This is a genomic window from Pseudomonas sp. W4I3, assembly GCF_030816195.1.
In the GTDB taxonomy this organism is placed as follows: domain Bacteria; phylum Pseudomonadota; class Gammaproteobacteria; order Pseudomonadales; family Pseudomonadaceae; genus Aquipseudomonas.
Genome location: NZ_JAUSXS010000001.1, coordinates 4,681,717 through 4,698,592 on the forward strand (window position 1 = coordinate 4,681,717; position 16,876 = coordinate 4,698,592).

Genomic DNA, 16,876 nt, shown 5'->3' on the forward strand with positions numbered 1-16,876 from the left:
CATCACTGTTCAAAAGTATTCCAACTTGAACCGCACCGCGGCACTGTGAGCCCCAACCACCAATGGCAAGCCGTTGCCGACCAGGTAAAACCGGTAGTTGAGTGTCATGTCGCCCTCGGCCAGCGGCACCGGGGCCATGCGTTGCCCCGGCAGACTTTCTTCGCCGGCGGCATCCACGATGTGCAGGGCAACCCCCTGCGAAGCGCCAAAGACCGCGAAGGAAAGCCCGGCCCTGTCGGTGGGGCCATCGAACGTCACGCGCATGTGCTCCCAGTCAGGCAGGGTTGCACCCGGGCGCGACGGGTCCGGGCGGGTCAACGAGCAATTGACCAGACGCAACTGGAACGGGTGGTCTTCGCCCCGCGTGTTGCGCAAGAGCCGGCCAACCGGTTCGGGCGGCATTTCAATGGTTTGATCGATACTGCCCAGTTCCAGCCCGCAGGCGGAATCAATCACTTCGCCTCCCAGCAGCACGACCCCATCGCCTTGCGTTGACGCCTGGGCGACCACGCAAGGGCTGATGAACGTCGTCAATGAAGAGGCGAAAGCCAAACGTATGAATGTTTTCACCTGGATCTCCTGTCAGCGTTCCCCCGCCACACCAGGTGGCGGGGGAAAAACTTACTGATAAGCCAAGGTGAAATTGGTGACCGCGCTGAAGTCGCCAGGAACGATGGTGCCGGTGGCGGCGCCTTGTACATAGGCACCGAACTCCAGGGTGTTATCGCCGACGGCAATGATTTGCGGTGCGGTAGGGACACCCAACTGAACCTGGTCGCCGCCGTGGGTCATCATGATGCCCACGCCGCCGGCACCGCCGACCGTACCGATCGCGCCCGGTACAACGGTGGATGGCGCGCCGGTGAAGGTCGTGGTGACCGTATTGTCAGTGAGGCCCGTCAGATCGCAACCTTCCAGCTCGATCAGCACGCGCCGGGCTTCGGATTTGCCCCCCGATTGCAGCTGATGCTTGGCTATCGCCCCCAGGCGAACGGTTTGATCAACGGAGTCAGGCTTGATGGAGCAAGCCCCCGAATGGACCGACCCCAAAAACGTCACCGTTCCGTCCGCCGCGTGCGCCATCGACATCGAACCCGCCAGCAGACCGACAGACAACAGCACAGTTTTCATTTTGGTTTTCATCTACAGATTCCCACTTAACAAGTGTCATTAAGAAGCCTTGCTACCAATAGGCACAGGGCTGATTAAAAGAGCGGTATGACCAATGCTTCGAGGGGTTGCTCCTGCCGTGCTTTCCAACTTTTTGTATTGCATTTCAGGACCACGCTCAACGCCGGGCAAGTGTCCGCTTCACACTTGAAGAAGTAAGCCAGCTGTTTCTTCTAACGATGTAGCCTTTGCATATCAAGGCTTGCAGGAAAATTATGGCCATTTGCCAAAACTAATAAATTGGCTGAAGGAATTGGACTACATGCACGTTAATGCTAATAATTCAGAGCCAGATATAACCGTAAGAATATGACTACACACCCGTTTAAAACAATAAACCTTACTGGGGTTTTGCAACTAAGAAATTCAACCGACAGGGCAAGTTGCATTCACGAATGGCCGATACAAACAGGGGGAGCTAAGCTCCCCCTGTGACACGCGCTGCAACCGTCAATCCCTCTAGCGCACCGCTTCAAACAACCCGGTTGCGCCCATCCCGCCACCCACGCACATGGTGACGATGCCGTAGCGTAAACCCCGCCGTTGCAGCTCACGCACCAGGTGCCCCACCTGCCGCGACCCGGTCATGCCGAACGGATGGCCGATGGCGATCGAACCGCCGTTGACGTTGTACCGGGCATTGTCGATGCCCAGGCGATTACGCGCATACAGGCACTGCGAGGCAAACGCTTCGTTGAGCTCCCACAGGTCGATGTCCGCCACCTGCAAGCCTTTGGCCTTGAGCAACTTGGGCACCGAGAACACCGGGCCAATGCCCATTTCGTCCGGCTCGCAGCCGGCCACGGTAAAACCACGGAAGAACGCCTTGGGCTTGAGCCCCAGCGCCAGGGCTTTTTCCAGGCTCATCACCAGGGTCATCGACGCGCCGTCGGACAGCTGCGACGAGTTACCCGCGGTCACCGAACCGTCTTCGGCAAACACCGGCTTCAAGCCACTGAGGCTGGCCAAGGTGGTGTCGGGGCGATTGCAGTCGTCGCGGTCGACCACGCCGTCGAGCACTTGCACCTGGCCGGTGGCTTTATCTTCGACGCGGTACTTGACCGCCATCGGCACGATTTCATCATCAAACAAGCCATCGGCCTGGGCCTGGGCCGTGCGCTGCTGGCTTTGCAGCGCGTACAGGTCCTGGTCTTCGCGGCTGACGTTGTAGCGCCGCGCAACGATTTCGGCGGTCTGGCCCATGGGGAAGTAGATGCCCGGTACCTGCTCTTTAAGCAGCGGATTGATCAGGTGATCGGTGTTGACGCTTTTCATGGTCAGGCTGATGGACTCAACGCCGCCGGCGACGATGATGTCGCTGCACCCCGAGGCAATCTGGTTGGCGGCAATGGCAATCGCCTGCAAGCCCGACGAACAGAAACGGTTGAGCGTCATGCCCGCCGTACCGGTGCCCAGTTGGGACAGCACCGCCACATTGCGCCCGATGTTGTAGCCCTGGGCGCCTTCGTTGGAGCCAGCGCCGACGATGCAATCCTCCACCGTTGTCGGGTCGATACCATTGCGGCTCAACAGCGCGTTGACGCAATGGGCCGCCATGTCATCAGGGCGGGTCTGGTTGAACTTGCCCCGAAAGGATTTGGCCAGGCCGGTTCGCACGCTGTCGACGATCACTACTTCACGCATGGGGCTACCTCGATCTTGTGGTTGTGGACCGAGGATAGAGCGGGCCCTGGGCGACCGCGATGATCATTCACTGCATGGATGCAAAAGCATGAGGCCGGTATGCGGTCTATCGGATGCATGGGAATCCAATGTGGGAGGGGGGCTTGCCCCCGATGGCGGTGTATCAGTCAGCACATTCGCAGCTGACCCACCGCTATCGGGGGCAAGCCCCCTTCCACCTTTGATTTGCGGGGGCAGGTATCACGCGCCAGGCAATGCCAGCTGCAGGTTGGCGAAGTACGGCCACTGGCCTGACTGAGTGAATGAGCCAACCTGTGGGAGGGGGCTTGCTCCCGATGGCGGCCTGACAGCCGACCAGGATGTTGGATCAGAGCGCGTACATATCCGTTGCTGCGGTAACGGCGGCTTAGGGTTCCGCCCTTACGGCGGGTCACTTTTGGAAAAGAGCCCCAAAAGTAACCAAAAGGGCTCCTGCCCCACCACTCGGCACCTCGCTCACGCTCGGTGTGCCCGTAATCCGACAGTGATTTGGAGGGCCGCCGCCACGCGCCATCCATGGCGCGGGGCGGCTAAACCGGCATCCCTGCCGGTTTACCCCCCAAATCACTGTCGAATTGCGGCCAGCGTGGTTTAACGGGGCGCCTAAGATCAAGATCAAGAGCGGCTCGCTTCGCATCGTGGTTACCGTAGGCTGCTACAAAGTTGTGTAGCTACCTATGCCCCGATGGCGGTGTATCAGTCAGCAAATTCGCAGCTGACCCACAGCTATCGGGGGCAAGCCCCCTCCCACATTGGACGGTGGTTGACCAGCAATTCGCGATCAACCTTCAAAGGTCATTTCTTTTTCTTCTTGTCGTGCTTGTCGCTCTTGGCAAACGCGTCCTCCAGCGCCCGGTTGAGGGTACGCAGTACCTTGACCCGCGCCCAGCGCTTGTCATTGGCTTCGATGAGGGTCCACGGCGCAATTTCGGTGCTGGTACGGTCGACCATGTCGCCGACGGCGGCACGGTAGTCGTCCCACTTGTCGCGGTTGCGCCAGTCGTCTTCGGTAATCTTGAAGCGCTTGAAAGGGATTTCTTCGCGCGCCTGGAAACGCTCCAACTGAGTGTCCTTGTCGATAGCCAGCCAGAACTTGACCACGATCACCCCGGCATCGCGCAGTTGCTCTTCGAAGTCATTGATCTCGCCATAGGCGCGCATCCAGTCGGCCGGGGTGCAAAAGCCTTCGATGCGCTCCACCAGCACACGGCCGTACCAGGAGCGGTCGAACACGGTGAACATGCCGCGGGCCGGGATCTTTTGCCAGAACCGCCACAGGTACGGCTGGGCGCGCTCGTCTTCGCTGGGCGCGGCAATCGGCACGATGTGGTACTGGCGCGGGTCCAGCGCGGCCGCCACGCGTCGAATCGCCCCGCCCTTGCCGGCCGCGTCGTTGCCTTCGAAGACACTCACCAACGCGTGCTTGCGCATGCGTTTGTCGCGCATCAGGCCGGAGAAGCGCGCTTGTTCGGTAATCAGTTGTTCTTCGTAATCGTCCTTGTCCAGGCGCAGGGACAGGTCGAGACTGTCGAGCAGGCTTTTCTCGTCCACCGACGCAATCAAGGGCGCCGGGTTCATGCCGCTGGCCTTGCCCTTGGGCAGCTTCAAGGCATTCTGCAAGCCCTCGAGCAAAATCTTGCCCACGGTGAGCCCACGGTAATGGGGGTCGACACCTTCGATCACATGCCACGGCGCGTAGTCGCGGCTGGTGCGGCGCAGCACGCGTTCGCCGAAATGCACAAACTTGTCGTAGGTCGCCGACTGCTGCCAATCCAGCGGGCTGATGCGCCAACTGTGCAGCGGGTCATCGGCCAGCGCCTTGAGCCGCGCTTTCATCTGCTTCTTGGACAGGTGGAACCAGAACTTGAAGATCAGCGCCCCTTCATCGCACAGCATCTTTTCCAGGCGCTCGGCCCCGGCAATGGCCTGGTCCAGACGCGCGTCCTTGATGCGCCCGTGGACCCGGCTCTGCAGCATCTGGCTGTACCAGTTGCCGAAGAAAATCCCCATGCGCCCCTTGGCCGGCAGATGCCGCCAGTAGCGCCAGGCCGGTGGGCGCGCCAGTTCCTCGTCGGTCTGCTGGTCGAAGGTACGCACTTCGATCAGGCGCGGGTCCATCCACTCGTTGAGCAGCTTGACCGTCTCGCCCTTGCCCGCGCCCTCGATGCCGTTGATCAGGATGATCACCGGGAAGCGCTTCTGCTGTTGCAGCTCGTACTGCACTTCCAGCAAGGCTTCGCGCAGGGCGGGCACTTCGGCCTCAAAGGTGTCTTTGTCAATGGCGTGACCGATTTCGGCGGATTCGAACATGGGCTGCTCCGTTTCAAGATGCTCAAGACTAGCGGATTGGGCAGCAACGCGCGGAGGGAAATTCCACCGATGCTTGCCATGGGTCAATTCCAGGCCTGTCGATCGGCTAGAATGGCCGCCTAGTGTTTGCCCGCTGTCTATTTATGAGCCGCCCATGACCCCCATCGCCCACGCCCAGCTCGACTGGGACGACCACGGTCGCCCGCATTCGCGGATGTTCGACGACGTGTATTTCTCCGACCAGTCGGGCCTTGAAGAAACCCGCTATGTGTTCCTGCAACAGAACCGTTTGCAGGAGCGCTTCGCCGCCTTGCCAGCGGGTGGGCGGCTGGTCATCGGCGAAACCGGCTTCGGCACCGGCTTGAATTTTTTATGCGCCTGGCAGCTGTTCGATCAACACGCGGTGGCCGGGGCACGCCTGCATTTTGTCAGCGTGGAGAAATACCCGCTGAGCCACGACGACCTGCAACGCGCCCTCGCCCTCTGGCCCGAACTCCAAACCTACGCCGAAGCGCTGCTGGCCCAGTACGTCGCCATTCACCAAGGCTTCCAGCAGCTCGTGCTGGACCATGGCCGCGTGACCCTGACGCTGTTGATCGGCGATGCCCTGGAGCAATTGCCGCAACTGGATGCACAGGTTGACGCCTGGTTTCTCGACGGCTTCGCCCCGGCGAAAAACCCGGACATGTGGACCTCCGAGCTGTTCGCCGAACTGGCGCGCCTGGCGGCACCGGGCTCGACCATCAGCACCTTCACCAGCACCGGTTGGGTACGGCGCTTGATCAATGCCGCCGGCTTCAAGATGAAACGCACGCCGGGCATCGGCCACAAATGGGAGATCCTGCGCGGCGAGTTTCTCGGCTGGCCCGAACACACGCCACCGCCCGCCGTGACCGCGCCGTGGTTTGCGCGGCCAGCCCCTGCGACCGGTGAACGCCGAGCCCTGGTGATCGGCGGTGGGCTGGCCGGTTGCTGCACCGCAGCCAGCCTCGCGGCGCGAGGCTGGCAGGTGTGCCTGCTGGAACGCCACGACGCCCTGGCCCAGGAAGCCTCCGGCAACCCCCAGGGCGTGCTGTACCTGAAGCTCTCGGCCCATGGCACGGCGCTGTCGCAATTGATTGTCAGCGGGTTTGGCTACACGCGCCGGCTGCTTGAACATTTGCAGCGTGGGGTGGATTGGGACGCCTGCGGCGTGCTGCAACTGGCGTTCAATGCCAAGGAGACCGAACGCCAGGCGCAACTGGCCGAGGCGTTCACGCCGGACCTGCTGCACCGCGTGGATGCCGCCCAGGCGCAGGCCCACGCCCAGATACCACTGGACACGGGCGGGCTGTTTTTCCCCGAAGGCGGTTGGGTCCATCCGCCTGCGTTGTGCCAGTGGCAGGCCCGCCATCCCGGCGTGCAAGTGCGCCTGCATGAGGAGGCGCTGACGTTGCAACGCATTGACGGCCAATGGCAGGCCTACAACGGCGAGACGCTGGTGGCCAGCGCGCCGGTGGTGGTTCTCGCCGGCGCCGCCGAGATCAAGCGCTTTGCCTTCAGCGCCGCGCTGCCGCTCAAGCGTATTCGCGGGCAAATCACCTGCCTGGCGCAAACCGCTGCCAGCCAAGCGTTGAGCACGGTGGTCTGCGGCCAAGGCTACGTCGCGCCGGCACGGCTGGGCGAACACACCCTGGGCGCCAGTTTCGATTTCAAAAGCGACGATCTCACGCCCACCCTCGCCGAACATGCCGATAACCTGGCCATGCTGCGGGAAATTTCCCCGGCCTTGCTGAACGCCTTGCATCCGGAAGGCGAGTCGCTCGACACCCTGCAGGGCCGCGCTGCATTTCGCTGCACCAGCCCCGACTACCTGCCCATCGTCGGCCCGCTGGCCGATGCCACCGCGTTTGCCCAGGCGTACGCCGTATTGGCCAGGGATGCACGCCAGGTACCCGCTACGCCGTGCCCGTGGCTCGACGGTGTGTACATCAACAGCGGCCACGGTTCTCGCGGGTTGATCACCGCGCCGTTATCGGCGCAACTGCTGGCGGCATGGCTGGATAACGAGCCCTTGCCCGTGCCCCTGAGCGTCGCCCAGGCCTGTCATCCGAACCGCTTCGCCTTGCGCGAATTGATACGCGGCAAACCGCGCACGGCATCCTGAGCGCCAAGCGACGAATGCGGCGTGCGCCATTAATAAAAGTCCACTTATAACTTATCGTTCTAAAACTCCGGCGTTGTGCCTGGGGTCAGTTTCTGAGTAAGCGCCCTTTTGGTGCGTATTGAGTATTGACCCCTCCCCAACGGAAAAACCGGTAAGGAACTTATGTGTGGATTAGCTGGCGAGTTACGCTTTGATCATCAACCTGCCGACCTGGCAGCTGTGGAACGCATCACGCATCACCTCGCCCCTCGTGGCCCCGACGCCTGGGGCTTCCATGCCCAAGGGCCGATTGCCCTGGGCCATCGCCGCCTGAAAATCATGGACCTGTCGGATGGCTCTGCCCAACCGATGGTTGACGCCCAACTGGGCCTGTCCCTGGCGTTCAACGGCGCGATCTATAACTTCCCGGAACTGCGCCAAGAGCTCGAAGCCTTGGGCTATGCCTTCTATTCCGGCGGCGACACCGAAGTGCTGCTCAAGGGCTATCACGCCTGGGGCGAAGCGCTGCTGCCCAAGCTCAACGGCATGTTTGCCTTTGCCATCTGGGAACGCGATGCCCAGCGTCTGTTCATCGCCCGCGACCGTCTCGGCGTCAAGCCGTTGTACCTGTCGCGTACCGGCCAGCGCCTGCGCTTTGCTTCGGCGTTGCCCGCGTTGCTCAAGGGCGGCGATATCAACCCGATTCTCGACCCGGTCGCGCTCAACCACTACCTCAATTTCCATGCGGTGGTGCCGGCTCCGCGCACGCTGCTGGCGGGCATCGAAAAGCTGCCGCCAGCCACCTGGATGCGCATCGAGGCCGACGGCAAGACCGAACAGAACACCTGGTGGACCCTGCGCTATGGTCCCCATGAGGACGAGAAAAACCTGACCCTGGAAGACTGGACCGACCGCGTGCTCGACAGCACCCGCGAAGCCGTGGCCATCCGTCAACGTGCGGCCGTGGACGTCGGCGTGCTGCTCTCCGGCGGCGTCGACTCGAGCATGCTGGTGGGCCTGTTGCGCGAAGTGGGCGTCGAAGGCCTGTCGACCTTCTCCATCGGCTTTGAAGACGCTGGCGGCGAGCGCGGCGATGAATTTCAGTATTCGGACCTGATCGCCAAGCACTACGGCACCCATCACCACCAGTTGCGCATCGCCGAGAGCGAAATCATCGAGCAACTGCCGGCGGCCTTTCGCGCCATGAGCGAGCCGATGGTCAGCCATGACTGCATCGCCTTCTACCTGCTGTCGCGGGAAGTGGCCAAGCATTGCAAAGTGGTGCAAAGCGGCCAGGGCGCCGACGAATTGTTCGCCGGTTACCACTGGTACCCGCAGGTGGATGGCGCCAGCGACCCGTATGCGGCGTACCGCGAAGCGTTCTTCGACCGCAGCTACGACGACTACGCCGCCACCGTTGCGCCGAAATGGCTGACCGCCAACGACGCCGCCGGTGACTTCGTGCGTGAGCATTTTGCAATGCCCGGTGCGGACGCCGCGGTGGACAAGGCCCTGCGCCTGGACAGCACGGTGATGCTGGTGGACGACCCAGTCAAACGCGTCGACAACATGACCATGGCCTGGGGCCTGGAAGCGCGTACGCCGTTTCTCGACTACCGCCTGGTGGAGCTGTCGGCCCGCGTGCCGGGCAAGTTCAAGCTGCCCGACGGCGGCAAACAGGTGCTCAAGGAGGCCGCGCGCCGCGTGATCCCCAGCGAAGTCATCGACCGCAAGAAAGGCTACTTCCCGGTGCCCGGTCTCAAGCATTTGCAGGGCAACACCTTGAACTGGGTGCGCGAACTGCTGCTGGACCCCAGCCAGGACCGTGGCTTGTTCAACCCCGCCATGCTCGATCGCTTGCTGACGGACCCACAAGGCCAACTGACCCCATTGCGCGGCTCCAAGCTGTGGCAACTGGCAGCGCTGAACCTGTGGCTCAGCGAACAAGGAATCTGATCCATGAAACCTAACGCCGCGGCGTACAGCCAACGCTTACTCAAGGGCCAGGCGCCGACCTACGAGCGCCTGCAGGCGCGGCTTGCCGAAGACGGCAGCGCCCAGGGCCCGGAACCGATTGCCGTGCATTGCGGCTGGGGCCGCCTGCTGATCGGGCATACCTTTGCAGACCCTGCCAGCCTCGCCCAGGAGCTGCTCAAGGAGCAGTCCGGTGAGCGTGATATTGCGCTGTATGTGGCCGCGCCCCAGCAGATCCTCGGCATTGATCCGCAAAAACTGTTCCTCGACCCTTCCGATACGCTGCGCCTGTGGTTCAGCGACTATCGCCCCGCTACACGGGTGTTTCGCGGCTTCCGGATCCGTCGGGTGCAGAGCGAAGCCGACTGGCACGCGGTGAACCTGCTGTATCAGGGGCGCGGCATGTTGCCGGTCGACCCCGAGCGCCTGACACCGCGCCATCAAGGCGGCCCGGTGTATTGGCTGGCGGAGGACGAGGACAGCGGCGCGGTCATCGGCAGCGTGATGGGCCTGAACCACCAGAAAGCCTTTCACGACCCGGAAAACGGTTGCAGCCTGTGGTGCCTGGCGGTGGATCCGCAGTGCACACGGCCGGGCGTGGGTGAAGTGCTGGTGCGCCACTTGGTGGAACACTTCATGAGCCGTGGCCTGAGCTATCTGGACCTGTCGGTGCTGCACGACAACCGCCAGGCCAAAAGCCTGTACGCCAAGCTGGGCTTCCGTGCATTGACCACTTTTGCGATCAAGCACAAGAACGGCATCAACCAGTCGCTGTTTCTGGGCCCTGGCCCACAGGCCGGGCTCAACCCTTATGCGCGGATCATCGTTGAAGAAGCCCACCGACGTGGCATCGATGTGCAGGTGGACGATGCCGATGCCGGCCTGTTCACCCTCTGCCTCGGCGGGCGTCGCATACGCTGCCGAGAGTCATTGAGCGACCTGACCAGCGCCGTCAGCATGACCCTGTGTCAGGACAAGAGCCTGACCCACAAGACGCTCAAGGCCGCCGGCTTGAATTTGCCTTCGCAGCAATTGGCGGGCAGTGCCGACGACAACCTTGAGTTTCTCGACGAGCATCAGCGCATCGTGGTCAAGCCGCTTGACGGCGAGCAAGGCCAAGGCGTGGCGGTAGACCTGCAGACCATCGAGGAGGTCCAGCAGGCGATTGATACGGCGCGCCAGTTCGACAGCCGGGTGTTGCTCGAAAGCTTCCACGAAGGCCTGGACCTGCGCATTCTGGTGATCGGTTTTGAAGTGGTCGCCGCTGCGATTCGTCGCCCCGCCGAAGTGACAGGCGACGGTCAGCATTCAATCCGCGCCCTGATCGAGGCTCAAAGTCGGCGTCGCCAGGCCGCTACCCATGGCGAAAGCAAGATTCCCCTGGACGCCGAAACCGAGCGCACCCTCAAAGCCGCCGGGTATGACTACGACAGCGTGCTGCAACGCGGCGTGCACTTGGCCGTGCGCCGCACCGCCAACCTGCACACCGGTGGCTGCCTGGAAGATGTCACCGCGATCCTCCACCCGACCCTGGTCGATGCCGCCGTGCGTGCCGCCCGCGCCTTGGACATTCCCATGGTCGGCCTGGACTTGCTGGTGCCTGCGGCCGATCAGCCCGAATACGTCTTCATTGAAGCCAATGAACGGGCAGGCCTTGCCAACCATGAACCGCAACCGACCGCTGAGAAGTTTGTGGACTTGTTGTTTCCGCACAGTCAGCCGGCCGCTTGAGGAATGTGTTGAATGTGAAACCGCTATCGGGGGCAAGCCCCCTCCCACATTTGACGGTGTTCACCTATCAAAGGTGGGAGGGGGCTTGCCGCCGATGAGGCCGGTGAAGGCAACTACATTCCCCCTTAACTCATCGAAACCATCGATGCCCTCCACTCATCAGGAGTTTCCATGACCCGAACCATTCCCGAACCGGATCTCGCCTACCTGCAAAAAGTCCTGCTGGAAATGCTCGCCATTCCCAGCCCCACCGGGTTTACCGACACCATCGTGCGCTACGTCGCCGAACGTCTGGAAGAGCTCGGCATCCCGTTTGAAATGACCCGGCGCGGTACCATTCGCGCCACCCTCAAGGGCCAGAAAAGCAGCCCTGACCGCGCCGTCTCCGCGCACCTGGACACCATCGGTGCCGCCGTCCGCGCCATCAAGGACAACGGCCGCCTGACGCTGGCACCGGTCGGCTGCTGGTCCAGCCGCTTTGCCGAAGGCAGCCGCGTCAGCGTGTTCACCGACAGCGGCGTGATTCGCGGCAGCGTGTTGCCATTGATGGCCTCCGGGCACGCATTCAACACCGCCGTGGATGAAATGCCGGTGAGCTGGGACCATGTTGAATTGCGTCTGGACGCCTACTGCGCGACCCGCGCCGATTGCGATTCCCTGGGGATCGGCATCGGCGACTACGTGGCATTCGACCCCTTGCCGGAGTTCACCGAAAGCGGGCACATCAGCGCGCGTCACCTGGATGACAAAGCCGGCGTCGCCGCCCTGCTCGCCGCGCTCAAGGCGATCATCGACAGCGGCGAACCGTTGCTGATCGACTGCCACCCGCTGTTCACCATCACCGAGGAAACCGGCAGTGGCGCGGCTGCGGCCCTGCCCTGGGATGTGAGTGAGTTTGTCGGTATCGATATCGCCCCGGTCGCCCCCGGCCAGCACTCAAGCGAGCACGCAGTGAGCGTGGCCATGCAGGATTCCGGCGGGCCGTATGACTATCACTTGTCACGCCACTTGCTGGGCCTGGCGGCGGATAACGAACTGCCGGTGCGCCGCGACTTGTTCCGCTATTACTTCAGCGATGCGCATTCGGCGGTGACCGCCGGGCATGACATCCGTACCGCCCTGCTGGCGTTCGGTTGCGACGCCACCCACGGCTACGAGCGCACCCATATCGACAGCCTGGCGGCCCTCAGCCGCCTGCTGGGTGCGTACATCCTCAGCCCACCGGTATTTGCCAGCGACGCGCAACCTGCCCAAGGCTCCCTGGACCGTTTCAGCCATCAGATCGAACATGAGACGCACATGGAGAACGATACCCGCGTGCCATCGGTAGACAGCCTGGTCGGCCATAAGTCTGATGCCGGCAACAGCTGATACTGGCAACCAAGGTCCCGGCACAGTAGCATCGCCGGGACCTGACACCCGAGGCTTGTATGCTGATTCCCTACGACGCGCTTGAAGTCGACACCCTGACCCGCCTCATCGAAGATTTCGTCACCCGCGACGGCACCGACAATGGCGACGACACTCCGTTGGAAACCCGCGTATTGCGCGTGCGCCAGGCACTGACCAAGGGCCAGGCCCTGATCGTGTTCGACCCAGAAAGCGAGCAATGCCAATTGATGCTCAAGCACGATGTGCCCAAGCATCTGTTTGACTGACGGCAATATTAAGGGTTGGGGACCGGCACCGGATAAGTCGCGCTGGCCTCGCGTTCGCGGATTTTGCGGTAGACCTCGGCGCGGTGCACGCTCACCCCGGCCGGCGCTTCGATGCCGAACTTCACGTGGTGTGCGCTGACTTCAAGAATGTGCACAGCGATGTCATCGCCGATGGAGATGCTTTCGCCTACAGCGCGACTTAAGACCAGCATGATGGTTGTCCTTTTCCAATATCAGGACCCCGACCATCCTTGTTTGCCGCGCAACTCACAATAACCCGCGGCCAAATCAGGCACTACCTACACAGATAGGTAATTTACCTGACAGACCGCACCCGATCAGCCTTTGTTGGCCTGCGCCTTGGCGCGCATCTTGTCGGCCATCAGGGTCATCTCGTCATACAGCAACTGCGGGTTTTTCTGTTTCAAAGCCCAGGCCATCCGCCCTTGTTCATGGGGCAGAATCATGAACTCGCCTTCGGCCACGCGCTGGTAAATATAGTCGGCGATATCGGTCGCCGAGATCGGTGAACTCTCGAGCAACTTGCCCACCTGCGCCTTCATCGCCGGGGTCGGCCCACGGAATGAGTCGAGCAGATTGGTCTGGAAAAACGACGGGCATACCACATGCACGCCGATTTCCTGCTGCTTGAGTTCCACCAGCAGGCTTTCCGATAACGCCACCACACCGGCCTTGGCCACGTTGTAGTTGCTCATGGCCGGCCCCTGCATCAGCGCAGCCATCGAGGCGATGTTGATAATGCGGCCCTTGCTCTTTTCCAACAGCGGCAGGAACGCCTTGCAGCCCTTGACCACGCCCATCAGGTTGATTGCGATCTGCCAGTCCCAGTCCTCGAGCGACAGCTCGGCAAAGAAGCCACCGGACGCCACACCGGCGTTATTGACGATCACATCAATGCCACCCAGCTTCACTTCGCACGCTTGCGCAAACGCGGTGAGCTGGCTGTAGTCGCGCACGTCACAGCGCTGGGTGAACCCCTCGCCACCGACTTCGCGCACCAACCTGAGGGTTTCCTGCAAGCCGGGCTCGCTGACATCCGACAAGGCCAACTGCCAACCCTCACGGGCCCAGCGCAGAGCAATTTCACGACCCAGGCCGGACCCGGCGCCAGTGATCATCATGCGGTTTTGCATAGAGAGTAGCCTTGTGGTTCACCAGAGGAGTGACCGGCAGTGTAGCGAAGGTTTTTGCCACACCCACGCACCATCAGAGTGATGAATGCCCCAGGCAAACCGCGGGATCGGTCGGATGCGCACACATAAACTAAGTTCAATCTTTTTCAACTAAGTGGTTGCACTTGCGTAGCGGTTAAAAGAAATAAGCAAGCGAGCAAATTGCTTTAAAAAAATACGGAATTTTTTGTGAAGGCGCAGAGTCGGAGTTAGTAAGCCGTCCATCATCAAGTGGACGAGACTCCCGCTGAATAACCGGTCTTTACAGAAGGCCTATAAGGAATAAAACCATGAGCCTGATTCTGATCATTATCCTGATCCTGTTGCTGGTCGGTGGCCTGCCAGTGTTCCCGCACTCGCGTAACTGGGGCTATGGCCCGTCGGGTATTCTGGGTGTGGTGCTGGTCGTTCTGCTGGTGCTATTGTTACTCGGCAAGATATAAACCCGCTTTTACGAACAAAAAAAAGAGGCCTCGATGAGGCCTCTTTTTTATTGCCGATCGGTTAATCCGGCTTGCCGTCTACAACGCCTGCGGTGTTATCCAGCAGGCTCTTGGTGGCGGTCTGCAGGAACGACTCGAGTTTCTGCTTCAGCGCTGCTTCGTCAGGCGACTCCGCAATCACCTTGCCGGTCGGGTTGGCGCCCAGTTCGTATTGCCACAACTTGGGTGGCATTTCCTTGGGCAGGACCAGCACGCGGTCAGCGGTGAGCAAGGCGACGGTCTGGTCGCTGCCCGACGGTTTGATCACGCCGAAGCCCTTGTCGCCTTCCGGCAGGTTGAGCAAGTCACGGCCCCAGCACTGGTGCAGGGTGTCACCGCCCAGGCGGCCCATGATGGTCGGGACGATATCGATCTGAGTGCCCACGGTGTGGTCACGCTCGCCGAACTTCTCCTGCACGCCCGGCGCGATCATCAGCATTGGCACGTTGAAGCGGCCCAGGTCCATTTCGGTGATCTGCTGCTCGTTACCGAAGCCGTGGTCACCCACCACCACGAACAGGGTTTCCTTGAAATAGGGCTCCTTGCGGGCCTTTTCGAAGAACTGACCCAACGCCCAGTCGGAGTAACGCATGGCGGTCAAATGCTCGTTGAGGCTGCCACGGTCGGTGACTTTCTCAACCGGCAATGGCGTCGGCAATGCGTATGGGGTGTGGTTGGACAAGGTCTGCAGCAGCGCGTAGAACGGCTTGCCGCCCTCGCGGGCCTTCAGTTCTTCCAGGCCACGGTTGAACATGTCCTGGTCGGACACGCCCCAGGTCGGGTCGGAGAACACCGGGTTGACGAAGTCATTGCGGCCAATGAAGTTGGTCATGCCCTGGTTGCTGAAAAAGCCCGACTGGTTGTCCCAGGCGAAGTCGCCGTTGTAGACATACACATCGTCGAAATCACGCGCGCTGAGCAACTGCGGCAGGCCCGATAGTTTGTGGCTGCCTTCCGGGGTCTGCATCAGGTATTCGAAGCCCGGCAGGTTCGGGAAGCAGGCCATGGTGGCGAACATACCCTGGTGGGTGTGGGTGCCGTTGGAGAAGAAGCGATCGAACAGCAGGCCTTCCTTGGACAACTTGTCGAAGTACGGCGTGATATTGCCGGGACGGCCCAGGGCGCCTACCGAGTGACCGGCAAAGCTTTCCATCAGGATCACGACCACGTTCTTGATCGGCAGGGTCTTCTCGGCCGGCGGCGTGTAGTCACGGCGCACGGCAGCGGTGTCGGTATCCACCAGCTTCTCGCTCGGCAGTACCAGCATGTCACGCACGGTCTGGGTGGCCAGCGGTTGCTCCAGGGTGGCTTTCCAGATGTTGGAACGCTCTTCGGAGAAGCGCGACTTGGCGGCGGCGATCAGCGACAGCGTGCCATTGAGGCCCAACTGGTTGGCGAAGTTCGAATCGGTGGTGTACACATCACCCCAACGCAGCGGCGGGCCCTGGCGCAGGGTGCCGCGGATGGCGACCACGGCGACCAGCAGGCACACCACGAACACCGCGATGCGGCTGTACCACGGCGCCACCTGACGCGTGCCGATGCTGCCGCCACTGAACGGGCCACGCGGGCGCGTTGCGCGGTCGGCGCCCTTGAAGGCCATGCTCAGGATCAGCGTGCCCACGGCCCAGGCCAACAGGTAGCGCACTACCGGGAAACCGTACCAGAGCATGCTCATCACGGTTTTCGGGTCTTCCTTCACATACTGGAAGACCAGGCCGTTGAGGCGCTGGTGGAACTCGCGGTAGAAGTCCATCTCCATCAGGCCCAGGAACAGCGCGATGCTGGACGCGACGGTCAGCCACAACCGGAAGAACCCGCGCGCCGCCATGGCCCGTACGCTGAACAAGGCCAGCAGCAGCGGGATCAGCAGGTACATCACCAGGCGAATATCCAGGCGCAGGCCGTTGGCGAACGCTTCGAGGAAGGTCGAGGCCGGCGTGTCGAGGATCATCTCGCGGTTGTAGACCAGCAACGCCAGGCGCAGCAGGGAGAACATCACCATCATGACCAGTGCGCAGAGCAGCGTGTACGCCAGATGGGATTTGACGGTCGGTTGCAGCAGGCGATTTGAAGCTCGCTGCTGATTCAGGGCGTCCGGGTTTGCCATGTCGTTTTAGGACCCATTGGAAGTTGAAGTTGCGAAATAATGCGGTGGCGTGCGCCCCTCGCCCAGGCTGGCCGGGGTGGGCGGTTAACGCGGTGGGGCAAATGGTGCCCGATCAACGGCATCAACGCTATAGATTACTGAACGTGCGCCGCCGCCCTGCCTTCATAAGCGCCAGGGGATAGAGCCTCGGCAGGGGAACAAAGCGGGGGGAATTGTCTTGGATGGGATGTGAAAAATTCGTGCAGCGAATCGTTTCGACACACAAATCCAGACGTATTGAAAGCAAATGTGGGAGGGGGACGAACCCTGATGCCAGTCAGTTAAGGCTTTTTGTAGGAGCGAGCTTGCTCGCGAAGAACTCAAGGCCCGTGCGTCTATTCAGAATGAACGCGTTGCCTGGATGTTTTTCGCGAGCAAGCTCGCTCCTACAGGATTTAAAG

General features: G+C 61.5%; 13 protein-coding genes. 6 read left to right on the top strand and 7 right to left on the bottom strand.

All coding sequences use genetic code 11. From position 1 onward, the window contains the following. Positions 1–9: 9 nt before the first annotated feature. The 4 genes from QF045_RS21205 to pap form a co-directional block, all read right to left on the bottom strand. On the bottom strand, positions 10–570 hold the full coding sequence (locus tag QF045_RS21205; protein ID WP_306493876.1) for a fimbrial protein: 561 nt from the start codon (positions 568–570) through the stop codon (positions 10–12). A gap of 51 nt (positions 571–621) precedes the next feature. Further along, entirely contained in the window at positions 622–1,131 is a 510-nt protein-coding gene (locus QF045_RS21210; protein ID WP_306493877.1) for a fimbrial protein, read from the bottom strand. 498 nt (positions 1,132–1,629) lie between these two features. Then, complete coding sequence (locus tag QF045_RS21215) at positions 1,630–2,814, bottom strand: thiolase family protein (RefSeq protein ID WP_306493878.1); 1,185 nt, start codon at positions 2,812–2,814, stop codon at positions 1,630–1,632. Positions 2,815–3,648: 834 nt separating this feature from the next. Next, positions 3,649–5,163: a polyphosphate:AMP phosphotransferase gene (pap, locus tag QF045_RS21220; protein ID WP_306493879.1), complete on the bottom strand. Its 1,515-nt coding sequence runs from the start codon at positions 5,161–5,163 to the stop codon at positions 3,649–3,651. Positions 5,164–5,317: 154 nt separating this feature from the next. On the opposite strand from pap, the gene mnmC reads away from it, so the two are divergent. The 5 genes from mnmC (at position 5,318) to QF045_RS21245 (ending at position 12,651) form a co-directional block, all read left to right on the top strand. Beyond that, a complete protein-coding gene (gene mnmC / locus QF045_RS21225) occupies positions 5,318–7,309 on the top strand; it encodes a bifunctional tRNA (5-methylaminomethyl-2-thiouridine)(34)-methyltransferase MnmD/FAD-dependent 5-carboxymethylaminomethyl-2-thiouridine(34) oxidoreductase MnmC (protein ID WP_306493880.1) in 1,992 nt (663 codons plus the stop codon). A gap of 162 nt (positions 7,310–7,471) precedes the next feature. After that, positions 7,472–9,244 (top strand): N-acetylglutaminylglutamine amidotransferase, encoded by a 1,773-nt coding sequence (locus QF045_RS21230; RefSeq protein WP_306493881.1) that lies wholly within the window; start codon positions 7,472–7,474, stop codon positions 9,242–9,244. Between the two features lie 3 nt (positions 9,245–9,247). After that, a complete protein-coding gene (gene ngg / locus QF045_RS21235; RefSeq protein WP_306493882.1) occupies positions 9,248–10,993 on the top strand; it encodes an N-acetylglutaminylglutamine synthetase in 1,746 nt (581 codons plus the stop codon). 171 nt (positions 10,994–11,164) lie between these two features. After that, positions 11,165–12,364, top strand: coding sequence for an osmoprotectant NAGGN system M42 family peptidase (locus QF045_RS21240; RefSeq protein WP_306493884.1), 1,200 nt, complete (start codon positions 11,165–11,167; stop codon positions 12,362–12,364). Positions 12,365–12,423: 59 nt separating this feature from the next. Beyond that, positions 12,424–12,651, top strand: a complete 228-nt coding sequence (locus tag QF045_RS21245) for a YheU family protein (RefSeq protein ID WP_003192759.1) — start codon at positions 12,424–12,426, stop codon at positions 12,649–12,651. A gap of 8 nt (positions 12,652–12,659) precedes the next feature. On the opposite strand, the gene csrA is transcribed toward QF045_RS21245, so the two are convergent. Together csrA and QF045_RS21255 are read right to left on the bottom strand one after the other, a co-directional pair. After that, a complete protein-coding gene (csrA, locus tag QF045_RS21250; RefSeq protein WP_306493885.1) occupies positions 12,660–12,863 on the bottom strand; it encodes a carbon storage regulator CsrA in 204 nt (67 codons plus the stop codon). A gap of 126 nt (positions 12,864–12,989) precedes the next feature. Then, positions 12,990–13,805 (bottom strand): SDR family oxidoreductase, encoded by an 816-nt coding sequence (locus QF045_RS21255; protein WP_306493887.1) that lies wholly within the window; start codon positions 13,803–13,805, stop codon positions 12,990–12,992. Positions 13,806–14,134: 329 nt separating this feature from the next. On the opposite strand from QF045_RS21255, the gene QF045_RS21260 reads away from it, so the two are divergent. Further along, entirely contained in the window at positions 14,135–14,287 is a 153-nt protein-coding gene (locus QF045_RS21260) for a DUF3309 family protein (RefSeq protein WP_003192767.1), read from the top strand. 61 nt (positions 14,288–14,348) lie between these two features. Here QF045_RS21260 and QF045_RS21265 read toward each other — a convergent pair whose 3' ends face one another. Beyond that, positions 14,349–16,436 carry an LTA synthase family protein gene (locus QF045_RS21265; RefSeq protein ID WP_306493888.1) on the bottom strand — a complete coding sequence of 696 codons (2,088 nt, stop codon included), beginning with the start codon at positions 16,434–16,436 and terminating at the stop codon, positions 14,349–14,351. Positions 16,437–16,876: the final 440 nt, after the last annotated feature.